Origin of the sequence: Buttiauxella izardii (assembly GCF_003601925.1) — a bacterium.
GTDB lineage: Bacteria > Pseudomonadota > Gammaproteobacteria > Enterobacterales > Enterobacteriaceae > Buttiauxella > Buttiauxella izardii.
In genome coordinates this window covers 104,361-121,161 of record NZ_QZWH01000027.1, presented here as the reverse complement: position 1 = coordinate 121,161, position 16,801 = coordinate 104,361, and the positions used below count along the sequence as shown (strand labels likewise).

Here is a 16,801-nt window from a genome sequence, read left to right as displayed (position 1 = left end):
ATCAATGTTACCTAAAAGCAAACATTTAGTTATAAGGAAACAATATGCGTGTGATAACCCTGGCCGGAAGCCCGCGCTTCCCCTCTCGTTCCAGCGCGCTGCTGGAATATGCCCGCGAAAAGTTAAGCGCCCTGGATATCGAGGTCTGTCACTGGCATCTACAAAACTTCGCGCCTGAAGATTTGCTGTACGCCCGTTTCGATAGCCCGGCATTGCTCGCACTAATTGAACAATTAGAGCAAGCCGATGGGGTGATCATCGCAACGCCTGTTTATAAAGCGTCTTTTTCTGGAGCGTTGAAAACCCTGCTCGACCTGCTGCCTGAACGTGCGCTGGATAAAAAGGTCGTTCTACCGCTGGCGACCGGCGGCACCGTCGCACATATGTTGGCGGTCGATTACGCCTTAAAACCGGTGCTTAACGCGCTGAAAGCACAAGAAATTCTGCATGGCGTGTTTGCTGATGACAGCCAAATCGCGGATTACCAGCATAAACCGGTTTTCAGCAACAACTTACAACAGCGTCTTGATAGCTCGCTGGATACGTTCTGGCAGGCTCTGCATCGCCGGGATTTTATCGTCACTTCCCCTTTTAAAACGCAAGGAGTCGCCCATGTTTAATCTGCTCAAACGAACCGCTCCCTGGCTGGTATTAACGGGTGCATTGAGCCTGAGCGCCACAATTCACGCCGCCGAAACCGGGCCAGAACAACTGCGCATCGGTTACCAAAAAGGCTCGGTGAGTATGGTGCTGGCGAAAAGCCACCAGCTTCTGGAAAAAGAGTATCCGAATACAAAATTCCAGTGGATTGAGTTCCCGGCTGGCCCGCAAATGCTCGAAGCACTGAACATCGGCAGTATCGATCTGGGCAGTACCGGCGATATTCCACCCATTTTCGCCCAGGCGGCGGGCGCTGATTTAGTGTATGTCGGCTCCGAACCGGCAAAACCGAAAGCCGAAGTGATTCTGGTGCCAGAGAACAGCCCGATTAAAACCGTGGCTGAACTTAAAGGGCATAAAATTGCTTTCCAGAAAGGCTCCAGTTCCCACAACCTGGTGCTGCGTGCGCTGCAAAAGGCCGGTCTGAAATTTACTGATGTTCAGCCCGCCTATTTAACGCCAGCCGATGCGCGTGCTGCATTTCAGCAAGGCAATGTCGACGCGTGGGCGATTTGGGATCCGTACTATTCCTCAGCCCTTTTGAACGGCGGCGTTCGTGTCCTCACTGATGGCAGCGAGCTGAACCAAACCGGTTCGTTCTACCTCGCCTCACGTCCGTACGCGGAGAAAAATGGCCCGTTCCTGCAAAACGTTCTTAAAGCATTCAGCGATGCCGATGCGTTAACCCGCAGCCAGCGCGATGCCAGCGTAGCCTTGTTAGCCAAAACCATGGGCCTGCCTGAAAACGTCATCGCTACCTATTTCGATCATCGCCCACCAACGGTAATTACCCCGGTGAGTGCAGAAACCGCGGCCAAACAACAGCAAACCGCAGACCTGTTTTATGACAACCATTTAGTCCCTAAAAAAGTCGATATCCGCACCCGAATCTGGCAACCATCAGCCACCGCTACTGGAGATAAATCATGAGCTTAAACTTATTCTGGTTCCTGCCGACTCACGGCGATGGCCACTATTTAGGAAGCAACGATGCGGCGCGTCCGGTTGATCATGCTTATCTGCAACAAATTGCCCAGGCCGCAGACAGGATCGGCTTTACCGGCGTACTGATCCCAACAGGTCGTTCTTGCGAAGATGCCTGGCTGGTTGCCGCCTCCATGATCCCAGTAACGCAGCGGTTGAAATTCCTCGTAGCACTGCGCCCAAGCGTGACTTCCCCCACCGTGGCGGCTCGTCAGGCGGCAACGCTCGACCGACTTTCAAACGGACGCGCTTTATTTAACCTGGTAACGGGGAGCGACCCGGAAGAATTAGCGGCTGACGGCGTGTTTCTGAATCATGCAGAACGCTATGAAGCGTCATCAGAATTTACCCACGTCTGGCGTCGTGTACTGGAAGGTGAAACCGTCGATTTCGATGGTAAACACATTAAGGTCAAGGGCGCAAAACTGCTGTTCGCGCCGGTTCAACAACCGCGTCCACCGCTCTACTTTGGTGGCTCCTCGGATGTGGCGCAGGATCTTGCCGCTGAACAGGTTGATCTTTATCTCACCTGGGGCGAACCGCCGCATTTAGTCAAAGAGAAAATCGAGCAAGTTCGCGCCAAAGCCGCAGCGCATGGGCGCACCGTTCGTTTCGGTATTCGTCTGCATGTGATTGTGCGTGAAACAAATGAAGAAGCGTGGGATGCCGCTAATCGCCTGATTTCCCAACTTGATGATGAAACCATCGCCAAAGCGCAGGCCGCTTTTGCGCGCACGGACTCTGTCGGCCAACACCGCATGGCGGCATTGCATGGCGGCAAGCGCGACAATCTGGAAATCAGCCCGAATCTGTGGGCGGGCGTGGGCCTGGTGCGTGGCGGTGCCGGTACGGCATTAGTCGGCGATGGCCCAACGGTTGCGGCGCGCATCAACGAATATGCGGATCTGGGTATCGACAGCTTTATTTTCTCCGGTTATCCACATCTGGAAGAGGCGTATCGCGTGGGCGAATTATTGTTCCCGCACCTGGATGTCGCCATTCCGCAAATTCCACAGCCGCGCCAGATTCATGAGAAAGGCGAAGTGGTGGCGAATGACTTTATTCCACGCAAAGTCGCGCAAAGCTAAGGAGCCGCCAATGACCCCTTCAACGCACAAACTATTGTTGAGACTGGCTCCGTGGGCGCTGCCCGTCGCCATTATCGCGATTTGGCAAATCTCATCGAGTGCGGGCTGGCTCTCCAGCCGCATCCTTCCTTCTCCGGAAGGAGTGGTGGTCGCATTCTGGAGTCTTTCCGCAAGCGGCGAATTGTGGCAACACCTGGCGATAAGTTCGTGGCGTGCGGTGATCGGTTTCAGTATTGGTGGCTCTCTGGGATTAGTGTTGGGGCTGATTAGCGGCCTGTCGCGTTGGGGGGAACGTTTGCTGGACAGTTCGATTCAGATGCTGCGTAACGTCCCGCACCTGGCGCTGATCCCGCTGGTGATTTTGTGGTTTGGCATTGACGAGTCCGCAAAAATTTTCCTGGTCGCCCTCGGCACGCTGTTCCCGATTTACATCAATACCTGGCACGGCATTCGTAATATCGACCAGGGTTTGCTGGAGATGGCTCGCAGTTATGGGCTGTCGGGCTTTAGCCTGTTCGCCCAGGTGATTCTGCCCGGCGCGCTGCCTTCGATTATGGTCGGTATTCGTTTCGCCCTGGGCCTGATGTGGCTGACCTTAATTGTCGCTGAAACAATTTCCGCCAACTCAGGAATTGGCTATCTGGCAATGAATGCCCGCGAGTTCCTGCAAACCGATGTGGTCGTCGTCGCCATTATTCTTTACGCCCTGCTCGGCAAGCTGGCGGACATCGCCGCGCAATTGCTCGAACGAGTCTGGTTGCGCTGGCACCCGGCTTATCAGTTACAGGAGGAAACCGCATGAATACCGCTCGTTTAAATCAGGGGATTCCCCTACTCCTTAACAGCGTGACTAAACGCTACGGCGATAAAACCATTCTTGATGAGCTGGAGTTACACATTCCCGCCGGGCAATTTGTGGCGGTAGTTGGACGCAGCGGCGGCGGCAAAAGTACTCTACTACGTCTATTGGCCGGGCTGGAAAACCCAAATGGCGGTTCACTGATTGCGGGCAATGCCCCATTGCGTGATAGCCAGGATGAAACCCGTTTGATGTTCCAGGATGCGCGTTTGTTGCCGTGGAAATCGGTGATTAACAATGTTGGTCTGGGGCTGAAAGGCAACTGGAAAGAGGCGGCAACTCATGCGCTGGAAGCGGTGGGTCTGGCAAATCGAGCGACTGAATGGCCGGCTGCCCTGTCCGGCGGCCAGAAACAACGTGTCGCGCTGGCGCGAGCGTTGATTCATCGCCCACGTCTGTTATTGCTCGATGAACCGTTGGGCGCGCTGGATGCGTTGACGCGTATTGAGATGCAGGAACTGATTGTCTCTTTGTGGCAGGAACATGGTTTTACGGTTCTGCTGGTGACGCACGATGTGAGCGAAGCTGTTGCGATGGCGGATCGCGTGTTGTTGATTGAAGAAGGGAAAATTGGCCTTGATTTGACGGTGGATTTGCCTCGCCCACGTAAGCTCGGCTCTGTCCGGCTGGCTGAACTGGAAGCGCAGGTGCTTGAGCGTGTGATGAAACGGCAGGTTATTGAAGAACCGGAGCGCGTGGTGCGCACCGGTTAGATGTATCGCCCTCACCCCGGCCCTCTCCCCCAGGAGAGGGAGAAAATCGGGTAATCCCCTCTCCCCCCGGCGCAGGAGAAAATCGTATAACCCCCTCTCCCTCAGGAGCAGGAGAACACCGGATAATCCCCTCTCCCTCAGGGAGAGGGTTAGGGTGAGGGTGGTTTTTACGCCAGTGCTTTAGAAATCTTCTCGAACAAATCGCCCGACAAATTCTCCAGCCCTTTCAGCTGTTCCAGCGCTGCACGCATCATGTCCTGACGTTTTTCATCATAACGTTTCAGGCGAATCAACGGCTCAATCAGACGGGACGCCACCTGCGGGTTACGGTGGTTCAGCTCGCTGAGCATTTCCACCATAAACTGATAACCGCTGCCATCAAGCGCATGGAACGCAGCCGGGTTAGCTGAGGCAAACGCACCAATCAGCGAGCGAACACGGTTCGGGTTGCCCATGCTGAACGAGCGATGGTTCAGCAACTCACGTACTTTGCTGAGTGTGTCCGCCGCCGGGCTGGTCGCTTGCAGCACAAACCATTTGTCCATCACCAAACCATCCTGATGCCATTTCTCATCAAACGCGGCCAACAGCTCGGTGCGGCACGGCAATTGCGCGGCAACAGAAGCAGACAAGGCTGCGATAGAATCGGTCATGTTATCAGCGCTTTGATACTGATTACGCACCAGTTGTTCAGCAAGCTGTTGCTCGCCAAAGGCCAGGTAACGCAGGCAAGTGTTACGCAGAGCACGTTTGCCGATATCCGCATGCTCAACACGATAAGCATCCAGTTTATTGGCGTTGTAAACCGCGAGCAGTTCATCAGCCAGTTCGTTCGCCAGCGTGCGGGTCAATGCTTCATGTACCGCAGCAATCGCTTGTGGATCGATTTTCTGGAACAGTTCGGCGATTTCGTTCTGCGATGGCAGTGTCAGAATTTCTGCCGCCAGCGCCGGGTCGATTTTCTCATCGAGCAAAATCGCACGGAACGCATCAGCAACGTGCAGCGGCAACGACAAAGGCTGGCCCTGCTGGCTACGGTTAACGTTCAGTTTGATGTAGGTCGCCAGCAGACTTTGTGCCGCATCCCAACGCGAGAAATCGTTACGCGCGTGGCGCATCAGGAAGGTCAGTTGCTGATCGCTCCATTTATATTCCAGTTTCACTGGCGCTGAGAATTCACGCAGCAAAGACGGAACTGGCTGGAAGTAGACGTTATCAAAAACAAACGTCTGCTCATTTTGAGTCACATTCAGCACGTGGTGAATCGGATGACCATTTTTCTGCAACGGAATCACTTTGCCTTCGTTGTCATACAGTTCGATGTCGAACGGAATATGTAACGGATGCTTTTCCTGCTGCTCGGCGGTTGGCGGCGTGTGCTGGCTGATGGTCAGCGTATACAGCTCTTTTTCCGGGTCGTAGTCATCACGCACGGTAACCACTGGCGTCCCCGCCTGGCTGTACCAACGGCGGAAGTGAGACAGGTCAACATTCGACGCATCTTCCATCGCCTGCACGAAGTCATCGCACGTTGCCGCGCTGCCGTCATGGCGTTCAAAGTAAAGCAACATGCCTTTCTGGAAGTTTTCTTCACCCAGCAAAGTGTGCAGCATACGAATCACTTCTGAACCCTTCTCATACACCGTCAGTGTGTAGAAGTTGTTCATTTCGATGACTTTGTCCGGGCGAATCGGGTGCGCCATCGGGCTGGCATCTTCGGCGAACTGCGCGGCACGCATGGTGCGCACGTTCTGGATGCGGTTTACCGCACGAGAACCGAGGTCAGAACTGAACTCCTGGTCGCGGAAAACCGTCAGCCCTTCTTTCAGGCTTAACTGGAACCAGTCGCGACAAGTCACGCGGTTACCGGTCCAGTTATGGAAATATTCGTGGCCGATAACGGCTTCGATATCGAGATAGTCTTTATCCGTCGCGGTTTCCGCACGGGCCAGCACATATTTGGAGTTAAAGACGTTAAGTCCTTTGTTCTCCATCGCGCCCATATTGAAGAAATCGACGGCGACAATCATATAAATGTCGAGGTCGTATTCGAGGCCGAAACGGGTTTCATCCCATTTCATCGACGCTTTTAAAGACGTCATCGCCCAGCCAGCGCGGTCGAGATTGCCGCGATCGACGAACAATTCCAGCGCGACATCGCGGCCAGAACGCGTTTTGAACGAGTCGCGTAAGACGTCGAAATCACCCGCCACCAGCGCAAACAGGTAGGAGGGTTTTGGGAACGGATCTTGCCACTGAACCCAATGGCGGCCATTTTCCAGTTCGCCTTCAGCAATGCGGTTGCCGTTAGATAACAGGAACGGATATTTGGATTTATCGGCAATGATTTTGGTGGTGAAGCGCGCCAGAACATCTGGACGGTCGAGATACCAGGTAATATGACGGAAACCTTCAGCTTCGCACTGAGTGCAAAGCGCATCGCCTGAAAGATAAAGTCCTTCCAGCGCGGTGTTGGTTGCCGGGCTGATTTCGTTAACGATGGTCAGCGTGAAGGCTTCTGGCAGTGATTCGATAATCAATGCGCCCTCTTCCTGGCGATAATCTTCCCAGGCGGAGCCATTCACAGCAATTGAAACCAGCGTCAGGTCTTCGCCATCAAGACGCAGTGGCGCACATGCCGCGCCCTGGCGGGTAATTTGACTGACCGCTGTGACCAGGGTTTTTGTGGCATCAAGGTCAAAGGTCAAATCGATATCGGTAATCGTGTAATCTGGCGCACGGTAGTCGTGGCGATATTTGGCTTGTGGCTGTTGTGTCATAAAAAACCTTATATATCTTCCGTAAGTTTTCGGGGTTCAGTCTATTCCTGTTGCTCTAATGTTGCCACGCAGAATCATCAACTTTTCTGGGCATCTGGCGAATATTGCTACATTTATATAACAAGCGGCACGAATTGCCATCGACCAGAAAGTGTCCGTGTGTTGTGATCCGGGTTTAATAAACAGATAATCAGGGTATACTCCTGCGTCTTTTATCTGCTTAGCCCTTGATGGAAACGCTCCTGTGAGAGGATGCTGCAACGCGCCATGACACGACACGCTTCCCCGATTTTGCAAACGCTTCTGGATACTGACGCCTATAAGCTTCATATGCAGCAGGCGGTTTTTCACCGTTATCACGACGTGAGCGTCGCCGCCGAGTTTCGTTGCCGCGGTGACGATCTGCTCGGTGTCTATGCCGATGCCATTCGTGAACAGGTTGATTTCATGCAGCGCCTCACGCTCACCGATGAGGAGTTCGCTTTCCTGGAAAGTCTGCCATTTTTTGAAGCAGATTATCTCGCGTGGCTGCGCACCTTCCGCTACGACCCCACTCAAGTCCACATCAGCAATAACAATGGGCATCTGGACATTCGTCTGACCGGTTCATGGCTGGAAGTGATTATGTGGGAAGTGCCATTGCTGGCGGTGATCAGCGAAGTGGTGCATCAGCATCGTTCGCCAGGCGTGACCGCGCAAATGGCCCTTGAGCATCTGGAAGGTAAGCTGGTTGAGTTCAAAGAACTGACGGCTGATATCGATCTTTCCGCTTTCCGGTTGATGGATTTTGGCACTCGCCGCCGTTTTTCGCGTGAAGTTCAGGAGGCGATAGTCAGCCGCCTGCAACAAGAAACCTGGTTTGTCGGCACCAGCAACTACGATTTGGCTCGTCGCCTGCATTTAACGCCAATGGGCACGCAGGCGCACGAATGGTTCCAGGCGCATCAGCAAATCAGCCCGGTTCTGGCGAACAGCCAGCGCGCAGCTCTGCAAGCCTGGCTTGACGAATATCCCTCTCAACTCGGCATCGCGCTGACCGATTGCATCACGATGGATGCTTTCTTACGCGACTTTGACCACTCGTTTGCCAGCCAATATCAGGGCTTGCGCCATGATTCCGGGGATCCGGTTGAATGGGGTGAAAAAGCTATCGCGCATTATCAGAAACTCGGCATTGATCCCAAAACCAAGGTACTGGTGTTTTCTGATAACCTCGATTTGCCGAAAGCCATCGAACTTTATCGCCATTTCTGCGCGCGCATTAATCTAAGTTTTGGTATTGGCACGCGCCTGAGCTGCGATATTCCGCAGGTCAAACCGCTGAATATTGTCATCAAGCTGGTGGAGTGTAACGGCAAGCCGGTCGCCAAACTTTCTGACAGCCCGGGCAAAACCATTTGCCACGACAAAGCGTTTGTCCGTGCGCTGCGTAAAGCCTTCGATTTGCCGCAGATTAAGAAAGCCAGCTGATTCAAATAAACTCATGGGCGATATTCATTAAGCCCATGAGTTTTCCTATTTATCCCCCCGCGCCCTCTTCTTTATTGTATTTCTTGCTCTGTGATGATTTTTCTACTTGTCTGATTGCTCGCGACAGGTAACATAGATAACCCCCGTATTGTGGGTAATTTATTTTTGTCATTGACCAATGAATAGAGAGAAAAATATGAGCGTTGTGCCTGTAGCCGACGTACTCCAGGGCCGTGTAGCCGTTGACCAAGAAGTCACCGTGCGCGGATGGGTGCGTACTCGTAGAGATTCAAAAGCTGGTATCTCCTTCCTCGCCGTTTATGACGGTTCCTGCTTCTCTCCTGTACAGGCCGTCATTAATAATTCTCTGCCTAATTACAATGATGACGTACTGCGCCTGACCACCGGCTGCTCTGTTGTTGTCACTGGTAAAGTGGTTGAGTCTCTTGGTCAAGGCCAGAGCTTTGAAATCCAGGCCACTGAAGTTGAAGTGACTGGTTGGGTTGATGATCCTGATACTTATCCGATGGCCGCAAAACGCCACAGCATCGAGTATCTGCGTGAAGTGGCTCACCTGCGCCCACGCACTAACATGATTGGCGCTGTTGCTCGCGTTCGTCACACTTTGGCTCAGGCGCTGCACCGTTTCTTCCATGAACAAGGTTATTTCTGGGTTTCTACCCCGCTGATTACCGCGTCCGATACCGAAGGCGCAGGCGAAATGTTCCGCGTTTCTACCCTGGACATGGAAAACCTGCCGCGTACCGATGCAGGCAAAATCGATTTCGACAAAGACTTCTTCGGTAAAGAAGCGTTCCTGACCGTATCCGGCCAGTTGAACGGCGAAACTTACGCTTGTGCGCTGTCCAAAGTTTATACTTTTGGTCCAACTTTCCGCGCAGAAAACTCCAACACCAGCCGCCACCTGGCTGAGTTCTGGATGCTGGAGCCAGAAGTCGCTTTCGCTAATCTCGATGACGTTGCTGGCCTGGCTGAAGCCATGCTGAAGTACGTCTTCAAAGCTGTGCTTGATGAACGTATGGATGACATGGAGTTCTTCGCCGAGCGCGTTGACAAAGATGCAGTGGAACGTTTACAGCGCTTCATCGACGCTGACTTCGCGCAGGTTGATTACACCGACGCGGTTACAATTCTTGAGAATTGCGGTCAGAAATTCGAAAACCCAGTTTACTGGGGCGTTGACCTTTCTTCCGAACACGAACGCTACCTTGCTGAACAACACTTCAAAGCGCCGGTTGTGGTTAAAAACTACCCGAAAGACATTAAGGCCTTCTATATGCGCCTTAACGAAGACGGGAAAACCGTTGCAGCAATGGACGTGTTAGCACCAGGTATTGGTGAAATCATCGGTGGCTCCCAGCGTGAAGAACGTCTGGACGTGCTTGATGCGCGTATGGCCGAGATGGGACTGAATAAAGAAGACTACTGGTGGTATCGCGACCTGCGCCGTTACGGCACCGTTCCGCACTCCGGTTTCGGTCTTGGTTTTGAGCGTCTGATTGCCTACGTAACCGGTGTTCAGAACGTTCGTGACGTGATTCCATTCCCACGCACACCGCGTAATGCAAGCTTCTAAGATTTGATTTTTACTCAGGCCAGCTTTGCTGGCCTTTTTTCTACCTGTGATTAATTCGTCTTTTTTCTTCAACGAAAGTTAAACAAACGTCAATTTCAACCCCATTTCACCACTTCCCCGTTACCAGGTGTGTCTGCGAAATAGACAAACACAAAATAACCTTACTTTCCCCTTGCATCCTCATTCTGAGGTTTGACTTAGCACATTCGGCCAAAAATCACACAGATGTCTGGACATCCAAAAAACACTCAAGAAATGTGCAAATGTAAGCGAAGAATTCACCAAAATTCTCTTTATGCAGATTAAACATAAGTAATTCATATATATAGGATAGGAAAGCTGGATTTTTATACGAAGCGGCTAAGAAGTTTGAGATAGTTCACAAAGTTCCATAAAATACATATTTAGTTACACATACTTTCTTTTTGTAACTCACTCTCGATGTTTGTAGCACTTTCAGGCTAGCGAAACGGTTTCATGGATGGAAAGATGCCTGACAGATACAGAAAGACACCAAACTCTCATCAATAGTTCCGTATAGAATTATTGACGGCAGTGGCAGGTGTTACAAAAAAACCTAATGAGGGTAATAAATAATGATGAAGCGCAATATTCTGGCAGTGTTAATCCCTGCTCTGCTGGTAGCCGGTGCAGCTAACGCTGCAGAAATCTACAACAAAAACGGCAACAAACTGGACTTCTACGGTAAAGCTGTAGGTGAGCATGGCTGGACGACTAACGGTCACAGCACAAACGCTGACTCTACCTATGCTCGTATTGGCTTCAAGGGTGAAACCCAGATCAATGACCAGATGACTGGTTACGGTCAGTGGGAATACAACATGACCGCTTCCAACCCGGAAGGCGCTCAGAGCCAAAATACTCGTCTGGCATTTGCTGGTATGAAATTTGGTGATGCAGGTTCCCTGGATTACGGCCGTAACTATGGCGCAATCTACGACGTAGCGGCTTACACCGATATGTTCGTTGTTTGGGGTGGCGATTCTTGGGCTGCTACCGACAACTTCATGAATGGTCGTACTAATGGCGTTCTGACTTACCGTAACAGCAACTTCTTCGGTCTGGTTGACGGTCTGAACTTTGCTCTGCAATACCAGGGTAAAAACGAACGTAACAACCCAATCACTGTTACTTATAACGACAACGGTTCCATTGATACCTTGGGTCGTGGCGGTAACGGAGCTAAAGCAAACGGCGAAGGCTACAGCACTGCTGTAACTTATGACTTTGCAGAAGGCTTCAGTGTAGCTGCGGGTTATGAAAACGCTGATCGTACCGATGCACAAATCAACCCAGCATCAAACATCACACCTGCCTTCCCTAACAATACTTGGGCAAGCGCTGACGGCGATCATGCAGAAGCATGGTCAACAGCTGCTAAATACGATGCAAACAACGTATATGCTGCAGTTATGTATGCTGAAACTCAGAACATGACTCGTGAAGCTGATAGCAACTTCGCTAACAAAACTCAGAACTTTGAAGCTGTAGTACAGTACCAATTCGATTTCGGCCTGCGCCCATCCGTTGGTTACGTACAGTCTAAAGGTAAAGACCTGAAAGGCCGTACCGCTCATGGTTCTACCTTCACCGGTGGCGATGCAGATCTGGTTAAATACGTAGAAGTGGGTACCTGGTACTACTTCAATAAAAATATGAACGTATACGCTGCATACCAGTTCAATCTGTTGGATAACAACGATTACAGCAAAGCTGCTGGTCTTGACACTGATGACAAAACCACTGTTGGTATCGTTTACCAGTTCTAATTATCCCGCAACATTGTTGCAAGGATGATTTAAAAACAGGGCTTCGGCCCTGTTTTTTTATGCCTGAAAAGGTGAAAAAAATTACTTGTGACGACACCTGTTTCTTTTTGTTGCAAACGGTTGGCATTTGCTAAAACAGCAGTTAACCTGAGTGCGTTACTCCCTCGATATCAAAATGGAAACCCGTCATGTTTGAGAACATTACCGCAGCCCCTGCTGATCCCATTCTTGGTTTGGCCGATCTTTTCCGCGCCGATGACCGTCCGACTAAAATTAACCTCGGCATTGGTGTCTATAAAGACGAAACGGGCAAAACTCCGGTTCTGACCAGCGTTAAAAAAGCCGAAGCCTGGTTGCTGGAAAATGAAAACACCAAGAATTACCTCGGTATCGACGGTATTCCTGAATTTGGTCATTGCACCCAGGAATTGCTGTTCGGGAAAGGTAACGCACTGAGCGCGGCTAAACGTGCTCGTACAGCGCAAACTCCGGGCGGCACGGGTGCACTTCGTGTTGCCGCTGATTTCCTCGCTAAAAACACCACGACTCAACGCGTGTGGGTGAGCAATCCAAGCTGGCCGAACCACAAAAGCGTATTTAACTCAGCGGGTCTGGAAGTTTGCGAATATGACTATTATGACGCGCAAAATCACTCTCTGAATTTCGATGGGCTGATCAACAGCCTGCAAGCCGCACAAGCGGGCGACGTGGTGCTATTCCACGGCTGCTGCCATAATCCAACCGGTATCGACCCAACGGCTGAACAGTGGAAAGTGCTGGCAGAAATGTCACAGGCTAAAGGCTGGTTGCCGCTGTTTGACTTCGCATACCAGGGCTTTGCTCGCGGTCTGGAAGAAGATGCTGAAGGACTGCGTATCTTTACTGCAAGCCATCAGGAACTGATTGTTGCCAGCTCTTACTCTAAGAACTTTGGCCTGTACAACGAGCGCGTCGGTGCCTGCACCCTGGTTGCTGCTGATGCCGACACCGTTGATCGCGCATTCAGCCAGATGAAGTCGGTGATTCGTGCCAACTACTCTAACCCGCCTGCGCACGGTGCTTCTGTTGTCGCCACCATTCTGAGCAACGATGCATTGCGTACCCTCTGGGAACAAGAACTGTCTGACATGCGCCAGCGTATTCATCGCATGCGCCAGCTGTTCGTGAATACCCTGCAAGAGAAAGGCGCTAACCGCGACTTTAGCTTTATCATCAACCAGAACGGCATGTTCTCGTTCAGCGGCCTGACTAAAGAGCAGGTGCTGCGTTTACGTGAAGAGTTTGGTGTGTATGCGGTGGCATCCGGGCGTGTGAACGTAGCGGGTATGACGCCAGACAATATGGCTCCACTGTGCGAAGCCATCGTCGCTGTGCTGTAAGCAAATAGCAGAGACAAAAAAGCCGCTAATTAAAGCGGCTTTTCTATTTAATCAGACTTTACCAGACCGGTAATTCGTCTTGCAGGAACGGGTTGTGCAGTCGTTCATAACCGAGCGTTGAAAGCGGGCCGTGACCTGGAATAAACGTCACATCATCACCCAACGGCAACAACTTACGCTTAATAGAGTCAATTAACGCGGCATGATTTCCCTGCGGGAAATCACTGCGCCCTACTCCGCCTTTGAAAATCACATCACCAGAAATCAGCAACTGAGATTTCGCATCGAAGAAGACGACATGACCCGGCGTATGACCTGGGCAATGCAGAACCTGTAAGGCGATATTCCCTACCGACACGCTATCACCTTCATTTAACCAACGGTCAGGGGTCAGCGGCAGACACTCTTCCAGGCCAAACATCTGGCTTTGTGCAGGTAAGCCCTGCAACCAGAATTCGTCTTCTTTTTGCGGCCCGACCACAGGAACACCATAAAACTCAGCTAATTCCGCTGCGGCACCAACGTGGTCAAGATGACCATGGGTAAGCAGAATTTGCGTGAGTTTCACGCCTTTCGCTGCAACTTGCTGTTTGATTTTCTCGGCTTCACCGCCAGGATCAACCAACGCGGCTTGCTGAGTTTCTTCACACCAAATCAGTGAACAGTTTTGGCCGAATGCGGTGACCGGGATAATGTGATAGTTCATGACACTCCAATACCGGCAACGCTCGCCGGATTCCGTTGTTTTACCAATGCCTTAATGGCCCGGTATCAATATGCACAAAGTTGCTGCTTGGGTAGTATCCTACACCACCCGCGCGCATAGATAATGCTGCTTTGCGAACATTGCTTAACGAAATCCCTTCAATATGGAAATCCATCGCCTGACCTTTGGTGTGATAGCTCTTTTTCGCTACACCCCGGCTGTGGGCACGCAACTCATTGTTAGTATCCAGGGAGCGATAACCCGAGACCAATTGCACCGGTTTGTTGGTTCCCAACAAGCCCTGCAAACGATAGAGCTGATCAAATAATTTGGGGTCGATGGATTTGATTTTATTCGCGCGATAGTCACGGAAAAAATGATTGAGCCTTGCTAATTCGTCCTGAATATAGCCTTTACCATCGAAAAATTCGGCCTTCATTGACTCACCGGTGTGCAGGTTATTGAGAGTCAGAATGCGCGGGCGCGGTGTTGAGAGTGTGGCAAACGCTTGCGATGGGAGCAGAGCGGCACCTAAAGCCACGCCACCCAACGCCAGCAGCTTGCGGCGGTTTGCGTCAAATTTGTCCATGATGATCCAGGTCTACAGGTAAAAAACGATCGAATAATATGCACTTCAGGCGCACTGCCGGGAACCTTAACTGCCAAAACAATGCGAGTCAAGGCGTGCTAAACCCAGTAAAACCGGGGCCTGTAGAGGCCCCGAGTGGGTTACGCAATTATTACGACCGCTAATTCATTAGAATTACTGCATTTACCGGATCAATAGTTCAGCTTTAGGCAGGATTTGTGCGCCCGATCGCGCGGTGAGATCATAATTGTAAATATCTGTACGATACTGTGTGCGTCCATCTTCGCCTACAAAGGCGGTCAGATAGTACAGGTTAACCGGGATGGTCTGGCGGATGTTCACGTATTTGGTGCTGCCATCTTTAAGCTGGCTGGAAATTCTCGCATCGTTCCAACCCGCATCCTGTAACAACATGTTTGCCAGTTCAGACGCTTTATTGACCCTCACGCAACCAGAACTCAATGCACGCGCGTCTTTCTGGAACAAGTTGTGGTTTGGCGTATCGTGCAGATAAATCGCGTCAGAGCTTGGCATATTAAACTTATAACGCCCTAACGAGTTCTGCGTGCCCGGCTTTTGCTGAAAGCGGAAAGGCAAATTGCTGGCGGTTATGGTTTCCCAGTCAACACGCCACGGGTCGATAGACTCTGCATTGTTACTCCAGCCACGCAACACGCTATAACCGTGTCGGTCTAAATAACCTGGGTCCTGACGCACTTTCGGCAGAATGTCATTACGCGCTAATGTTGGCGGCACATTCCACGGCGGGTTAACCACCACGTTATTGAGCGCACTGCTCATCATTGGCGTTTTACGGTCAGGACGCCCAACAATCACACGCGAAGCCAACACTTCACTGCCGTTCAGGTAATAGCTGAGTGAATAGTTGGGGATATTAACCATAATGCCGGTATCCAGTTTCTTCGGCAGTAAACGCAAGCGTTGAATATTTAATGCCACCAGCGATGCGCGCTGCTGTGGTGTCACATTCAACCAGTCTCGCGTTAATTGGCCAATCGCGCCATCAACCCCCAATCCCTGCCATTTCTGGAAACGTTTCACGCCTTCAATCAGCTCTTTGCTGTATGCGCTGCGCACAGCAGGAGCGGATTTCTTTTTTTTCCCGGCAACAGCATCTGGAACTTGTTGCACGTTCTGCTCGCCTTCTACCTGGATGGCGGACGGGCTAACCGCCGCAGCGGTGTCAGAAGCGCCCGAGCGCTCAAGTAATGGAATAGCCGGTTCGGCTTGCAACATACCGGTGCGCGCCAGAATTTCACGCAGCGCGGGAACATCATTGCTCCACTGGCCTGGGCGTAAGGTTTCGTTCCCGGTCAATTGCGGCCATGGGCGGGAGTCACTCAGCAAATGCACCAGTGATTCATGTAATTTTACGTATTGTGGATGCTGAGGCGCTAGCGTCTCAATAAAACTCACCAGCGTCCCTTGATCAACCGCCACCTGCCATTGGTTAATCACGGAAATTGGCGGGGTTTGCATCTTGTAAGGCTTGGTGCTGTACAACCAGCGATTGCCTTCGGTTGGGATCCCGTAAACGAATTGCAGATAACCCATCATCGCATCAGACAACACAATGTCGCGGCTTAAACCGGTAACAGACGGGTCGGTCAGCAATTCAACCCAAGTCGTAAACTGAGGCTGTATACCGGCAATGGCTAATTCTGCGAGCTGTTGTTGGAAAGCTTTCACCGCCTCGCGATTTTCCCACATGGGTTTCATTTCGCGGGCAGCGTAAAACGCCGATAACGCATTCAGATAAACCGGGGTGTAACCCGCAGGTAAATTCGCCACCAGTTGAGAGCGGCTTTGGGCGGCAGACATTCCGGTTGAATCAAGCGGTAGCACTCCCACCATGCTGGCGGTTGCCGGTGATTGCGGTAATGGTTGGTCAGATGAACTCGCAGGTTCAATGCTCACCGCAGAGCTGTCAGATGGAACGACCGCTGGCTCATCGGCCTGCGCCATAAACAGTGGAGCGAAACTGAGTGCCAGCCCGTAACCGAGCGCTGACAGTCGAAAACCGTGCAATTTATTTAGCAACATCCTTTGCCCCCTGTTTAATACTCATCTATCACCCAGCTTTTAGCGCTGGGCTTTAAACTCAGTATATAAACAGCGAATATTATTTGCCCGTATAAATGTAAATAATATTAAAGATTAAGAAC

General features: G+C 51.4%; 13 protein-coding genes. 9 read left to right on the top strand and 4 right to left on the bottom strand.

Annotated features, from left to right (window positions below):
- The first annotated feature begins 44 nt into the window (after positions 1-44).
- From ssuE to ssuB, 5 genes are read left to right on the top strand one after another with little or no spacing between them, the layout of a single operon-like run.
- Complete coding sequence (ssuE, locus tag D6029_RS13015; RefSeq protein ID WP_120065156.1) at positions 45-620, top strand: NADPH-dependent FMN reductase; 576 nt, start codon at positions 45-47, stop codon at positions 618-620.
- Positions 613-1,590 carry a sulfonate ABC transporter substrate-binding protein gene (locus tag D6029_RS13010; RefSeq protein WP_120065155.1) on the top strand — a complete coding sequence of 326 codons (978 nt, stop codon included), beginning with the start codon at positions 613-615 and terminating at the stop codon, positions 1,588-1,590. The genes ssuE and D6029_RS13010 overlap by 8 nt, the downstream gene beginning before the upstream one ends.
- Positions 1,587-2,732: an FMNH2-dependent alkanesulfonate monooxygenase gene (gene ssuD / locus D6029_RS13005; protein ID WP_120065154.1), complete on the top strand. Its 1,146-nt coding sequence runs from the start codon at positions 1,587-1,589 to the stop codon at positions 2,730-2,732. The genes D6029_RS13010 and ssuD overlap by 4 nt, the downstream gene beginning before the upstream one ends.
- A gap of 10 nt (positions 2,733-2,742) precedes the next feature.
- Positions 2,743-3,534 carry an aliphatic sulfonate ABC transporter permease SsuC gene (gene ssuC / locus D6029_RS13000; RefSeq protein WP_120065153.1) on the top strand — a complete coding sequence of 264 codons (792 nt, stop codon included), beginning with the start codon at positions 2,743-2,745 and terminating at the stop codon, positions 3,532-3,534.
- A complete protein-coding gene (gene ssuB, locus D6029_RS12995; protein ID WP_120065152.1) occupies positions 3,531-4,304 on the top strand; it encodes an aliphatic sulfonates ABC transporter ATP-binding protein in 774 nt (257 codons plus the stop codon). The genes ssuC and ssuB overlap by 4 nt, the downstream gene beginning before the upstream one ends.
- 167 nt (positions 4,305-4,471) lie before the next feature.
- Here the strand turns inward: ssuB and pepN are convergent, their stop codons facing one another.
- Complete coding sequence (gene pepN / locus D6029_RS12990) at positions 4,472-7,084, bottom strand: aminopeptidase N (RefSeq protein ID WP_120065151.1); 2,613 nt, start codon at positions 7,082-7,084, stop codon at positions 4,472-4,474.
- A 267-nt stretch (positions 7,085-7,351) separates the two neighbouring features.
- Here pepN and pncB point away from each other — a divergent pair, with 267 nt between their 5' ends.
- From pncB to D6029_RS12970, 4 genes are all read left to right on the top strand, one after another.
- Complete coding sequence (gene pncB, locus D6029_RS12985; protein ID WP_120065211.1) at positions 7,352-8,554, top strand: nicotinate phosphoribosyltransferase; 1,203 nt, start codon at positions 7,352-7,354, stop codon at positions 8,552-8,554.
- Between the two features lie 196 nt (positions 8,555-8,750).
- Positions 8,751-10,151, top strand: coding sequence for an asparagine--tRNA ligase (asnS, locus tag D6029_RS12980; protein WP_120065150.1), 1,401 nt, complete (start codon positions 8,751-8,753; stop codon positions 10,149-10,151).
- 596 nt (positions 10,152-10,747) lie between these two features.
- Positions 10,748-11,941 carry a porin gene (locus tag D6029_RS12975; protein WP_120065149.1) on the top strand — a complete coding sequence of 398 codons (1,194 nt, stop codon included), beginning with the start codon at positions 10,748-10,750 and terminating at the stop codon, positions 11,939-11,941.
- 188 nt (positions 11,942-12,129) lie between these two features.
- Complete coding sequence (locus D6029_RS12970) at positions 12,130-13,320, top strand: amino acid aminotransferase (protein ID WP_120065148.1); 1,191 nt, start codon at positions 12,130-12,132, stop codon at positions 13,318-13,320.
- Between the two features lie 58 nt (positions 13,321-13,378).
- Here the strand turns inward: D6029_RS12970 and D6029_RS12965 are convergent, their stop codons facing one another.
- The 3 genes from D6029_RS12965 to ldtD form a co-directional block, all read right to left on the bottom strand.
- The gene (locus tag D6029_RS12965) at positions 13,379-14,026 is read right to left on the bottom strand and encodes an MBL fold metallo-hydrolase (protein ID WP_120065147.1); all 648 of its coding nucleotides are present in this window, start codon (positions 14,024-14,026) and stop codon (positions 13,379-13,381) included.
- 40 nt (positions 14,027-14,066) lie between these two features.
- Positions 14,067-14,615 (bottom strand): peptidoglycan L,D-endopeptidase MepK, encoded by a 549-nt coding sequence (gene mepK / locus D6029_RS12960; protein ID WP_120065146.1) that lies wholly within the window; start codon positions 14,613-14,615, stop codon positions 14,067-14,069.
- A gap of 183 nt (positions 14,616-14,798) precedes the next feature.
- On the bottom strand, positions 14,799-16,679 hold the full coding sequence (ldtD, locus tag D6029_RS12955) for a L,D-transpeptidase (RefSeq protein ID WP_120065145.1): 1,881 nt from the start codon (positions 16,677-16,679) through the stop codon (positions 14,799-14,801).
- Positions 16,680-16,801: the final 122 nt, after the last annotated feature.

Coding starts and splice junctions, on each gene's coding strand:
- pncB (WP_120065211.1), top strand. CDS start 7,352: ATGACACGACACGCTTCCCCGATTTTGCAAACGCTTCTGGATACTGAC.
- ssuB (WP_120065152.1), top strand. CDS start 3,531: ATGAATACCGCTCGTTTAAATCAGGGGATTCCCCTACTCCTTAACAGC.
- D6029_RS12970 (WP_120065148.1), top strand. CDS start 12,130: ATGTTTGAGAACATTACCGCAGCCCCTGCTGATCCCATTCTTGGTTTG.
- asnS (WP_120065150.1), top strand. CDS start 8,751: ATGAGCGTTGTGCCTGTAGCCGACGTACTCCAGGGCCGTGTAGCCGTT.
- mepK (WP_120065146.1), bottom strand. CDS start 14,615: ATGGACAAATTTGACGCAAACCGCCGCAAGCTGCTGGCGTTGGGTGGC.
- D6029_RS12975 (WP_120065149.1), top strand. CDS start 10,748: ATGATGAAGCGCAATATTCTGGCAGTGTTAATCCCTGCTCTGCTGGTA.
- pepN (WP_120065151.1), bottom strand. CDS start 7,084: ATGACACAACAGCCACAAGCCAAATATCGCCACGACTACCGTGCGCCA.
- D6029_RS13010 (WP_120065155.1), top strand. CDS start 613: ATGTTTAATCTGCTCAAACGAACCGCTCCCTGGCTGGTATTAACGGGT.
- ldtD (WP_120065145.1), bottom strand. CDS start 16,679: ATGTTGCTAAATAAATTGCACGGTTTTCGACTGTCAGCGCTCGGTTAC.
- ssuC (WP_120065153.1), top strand. CDS start 2,743: ATGACCCCTTCAACGCACAAACTATTGTTGAGACTGGCTCCGTGGGCG.
- ssuE (WP_120065156.1), top strand. CDS start 45: ATGCGTGTGATAACCCTGGCCGGAAGCCCGCGCTTCCCCTCTCGTTCC.
- ssuD (WP_120065154.1), top strand. CDS start 1,587: ATGAGCTTAAACTTATTCTGGTTCCTGCCGACTCACGGCGATGGCCAC.
- D6029_RS12965 (WP_120065147.1), bottom strand. CDS start 14,026: ATGAACTATCACATTATCCCGGTCACCGCATTCGGCCAAAACTGTTCA.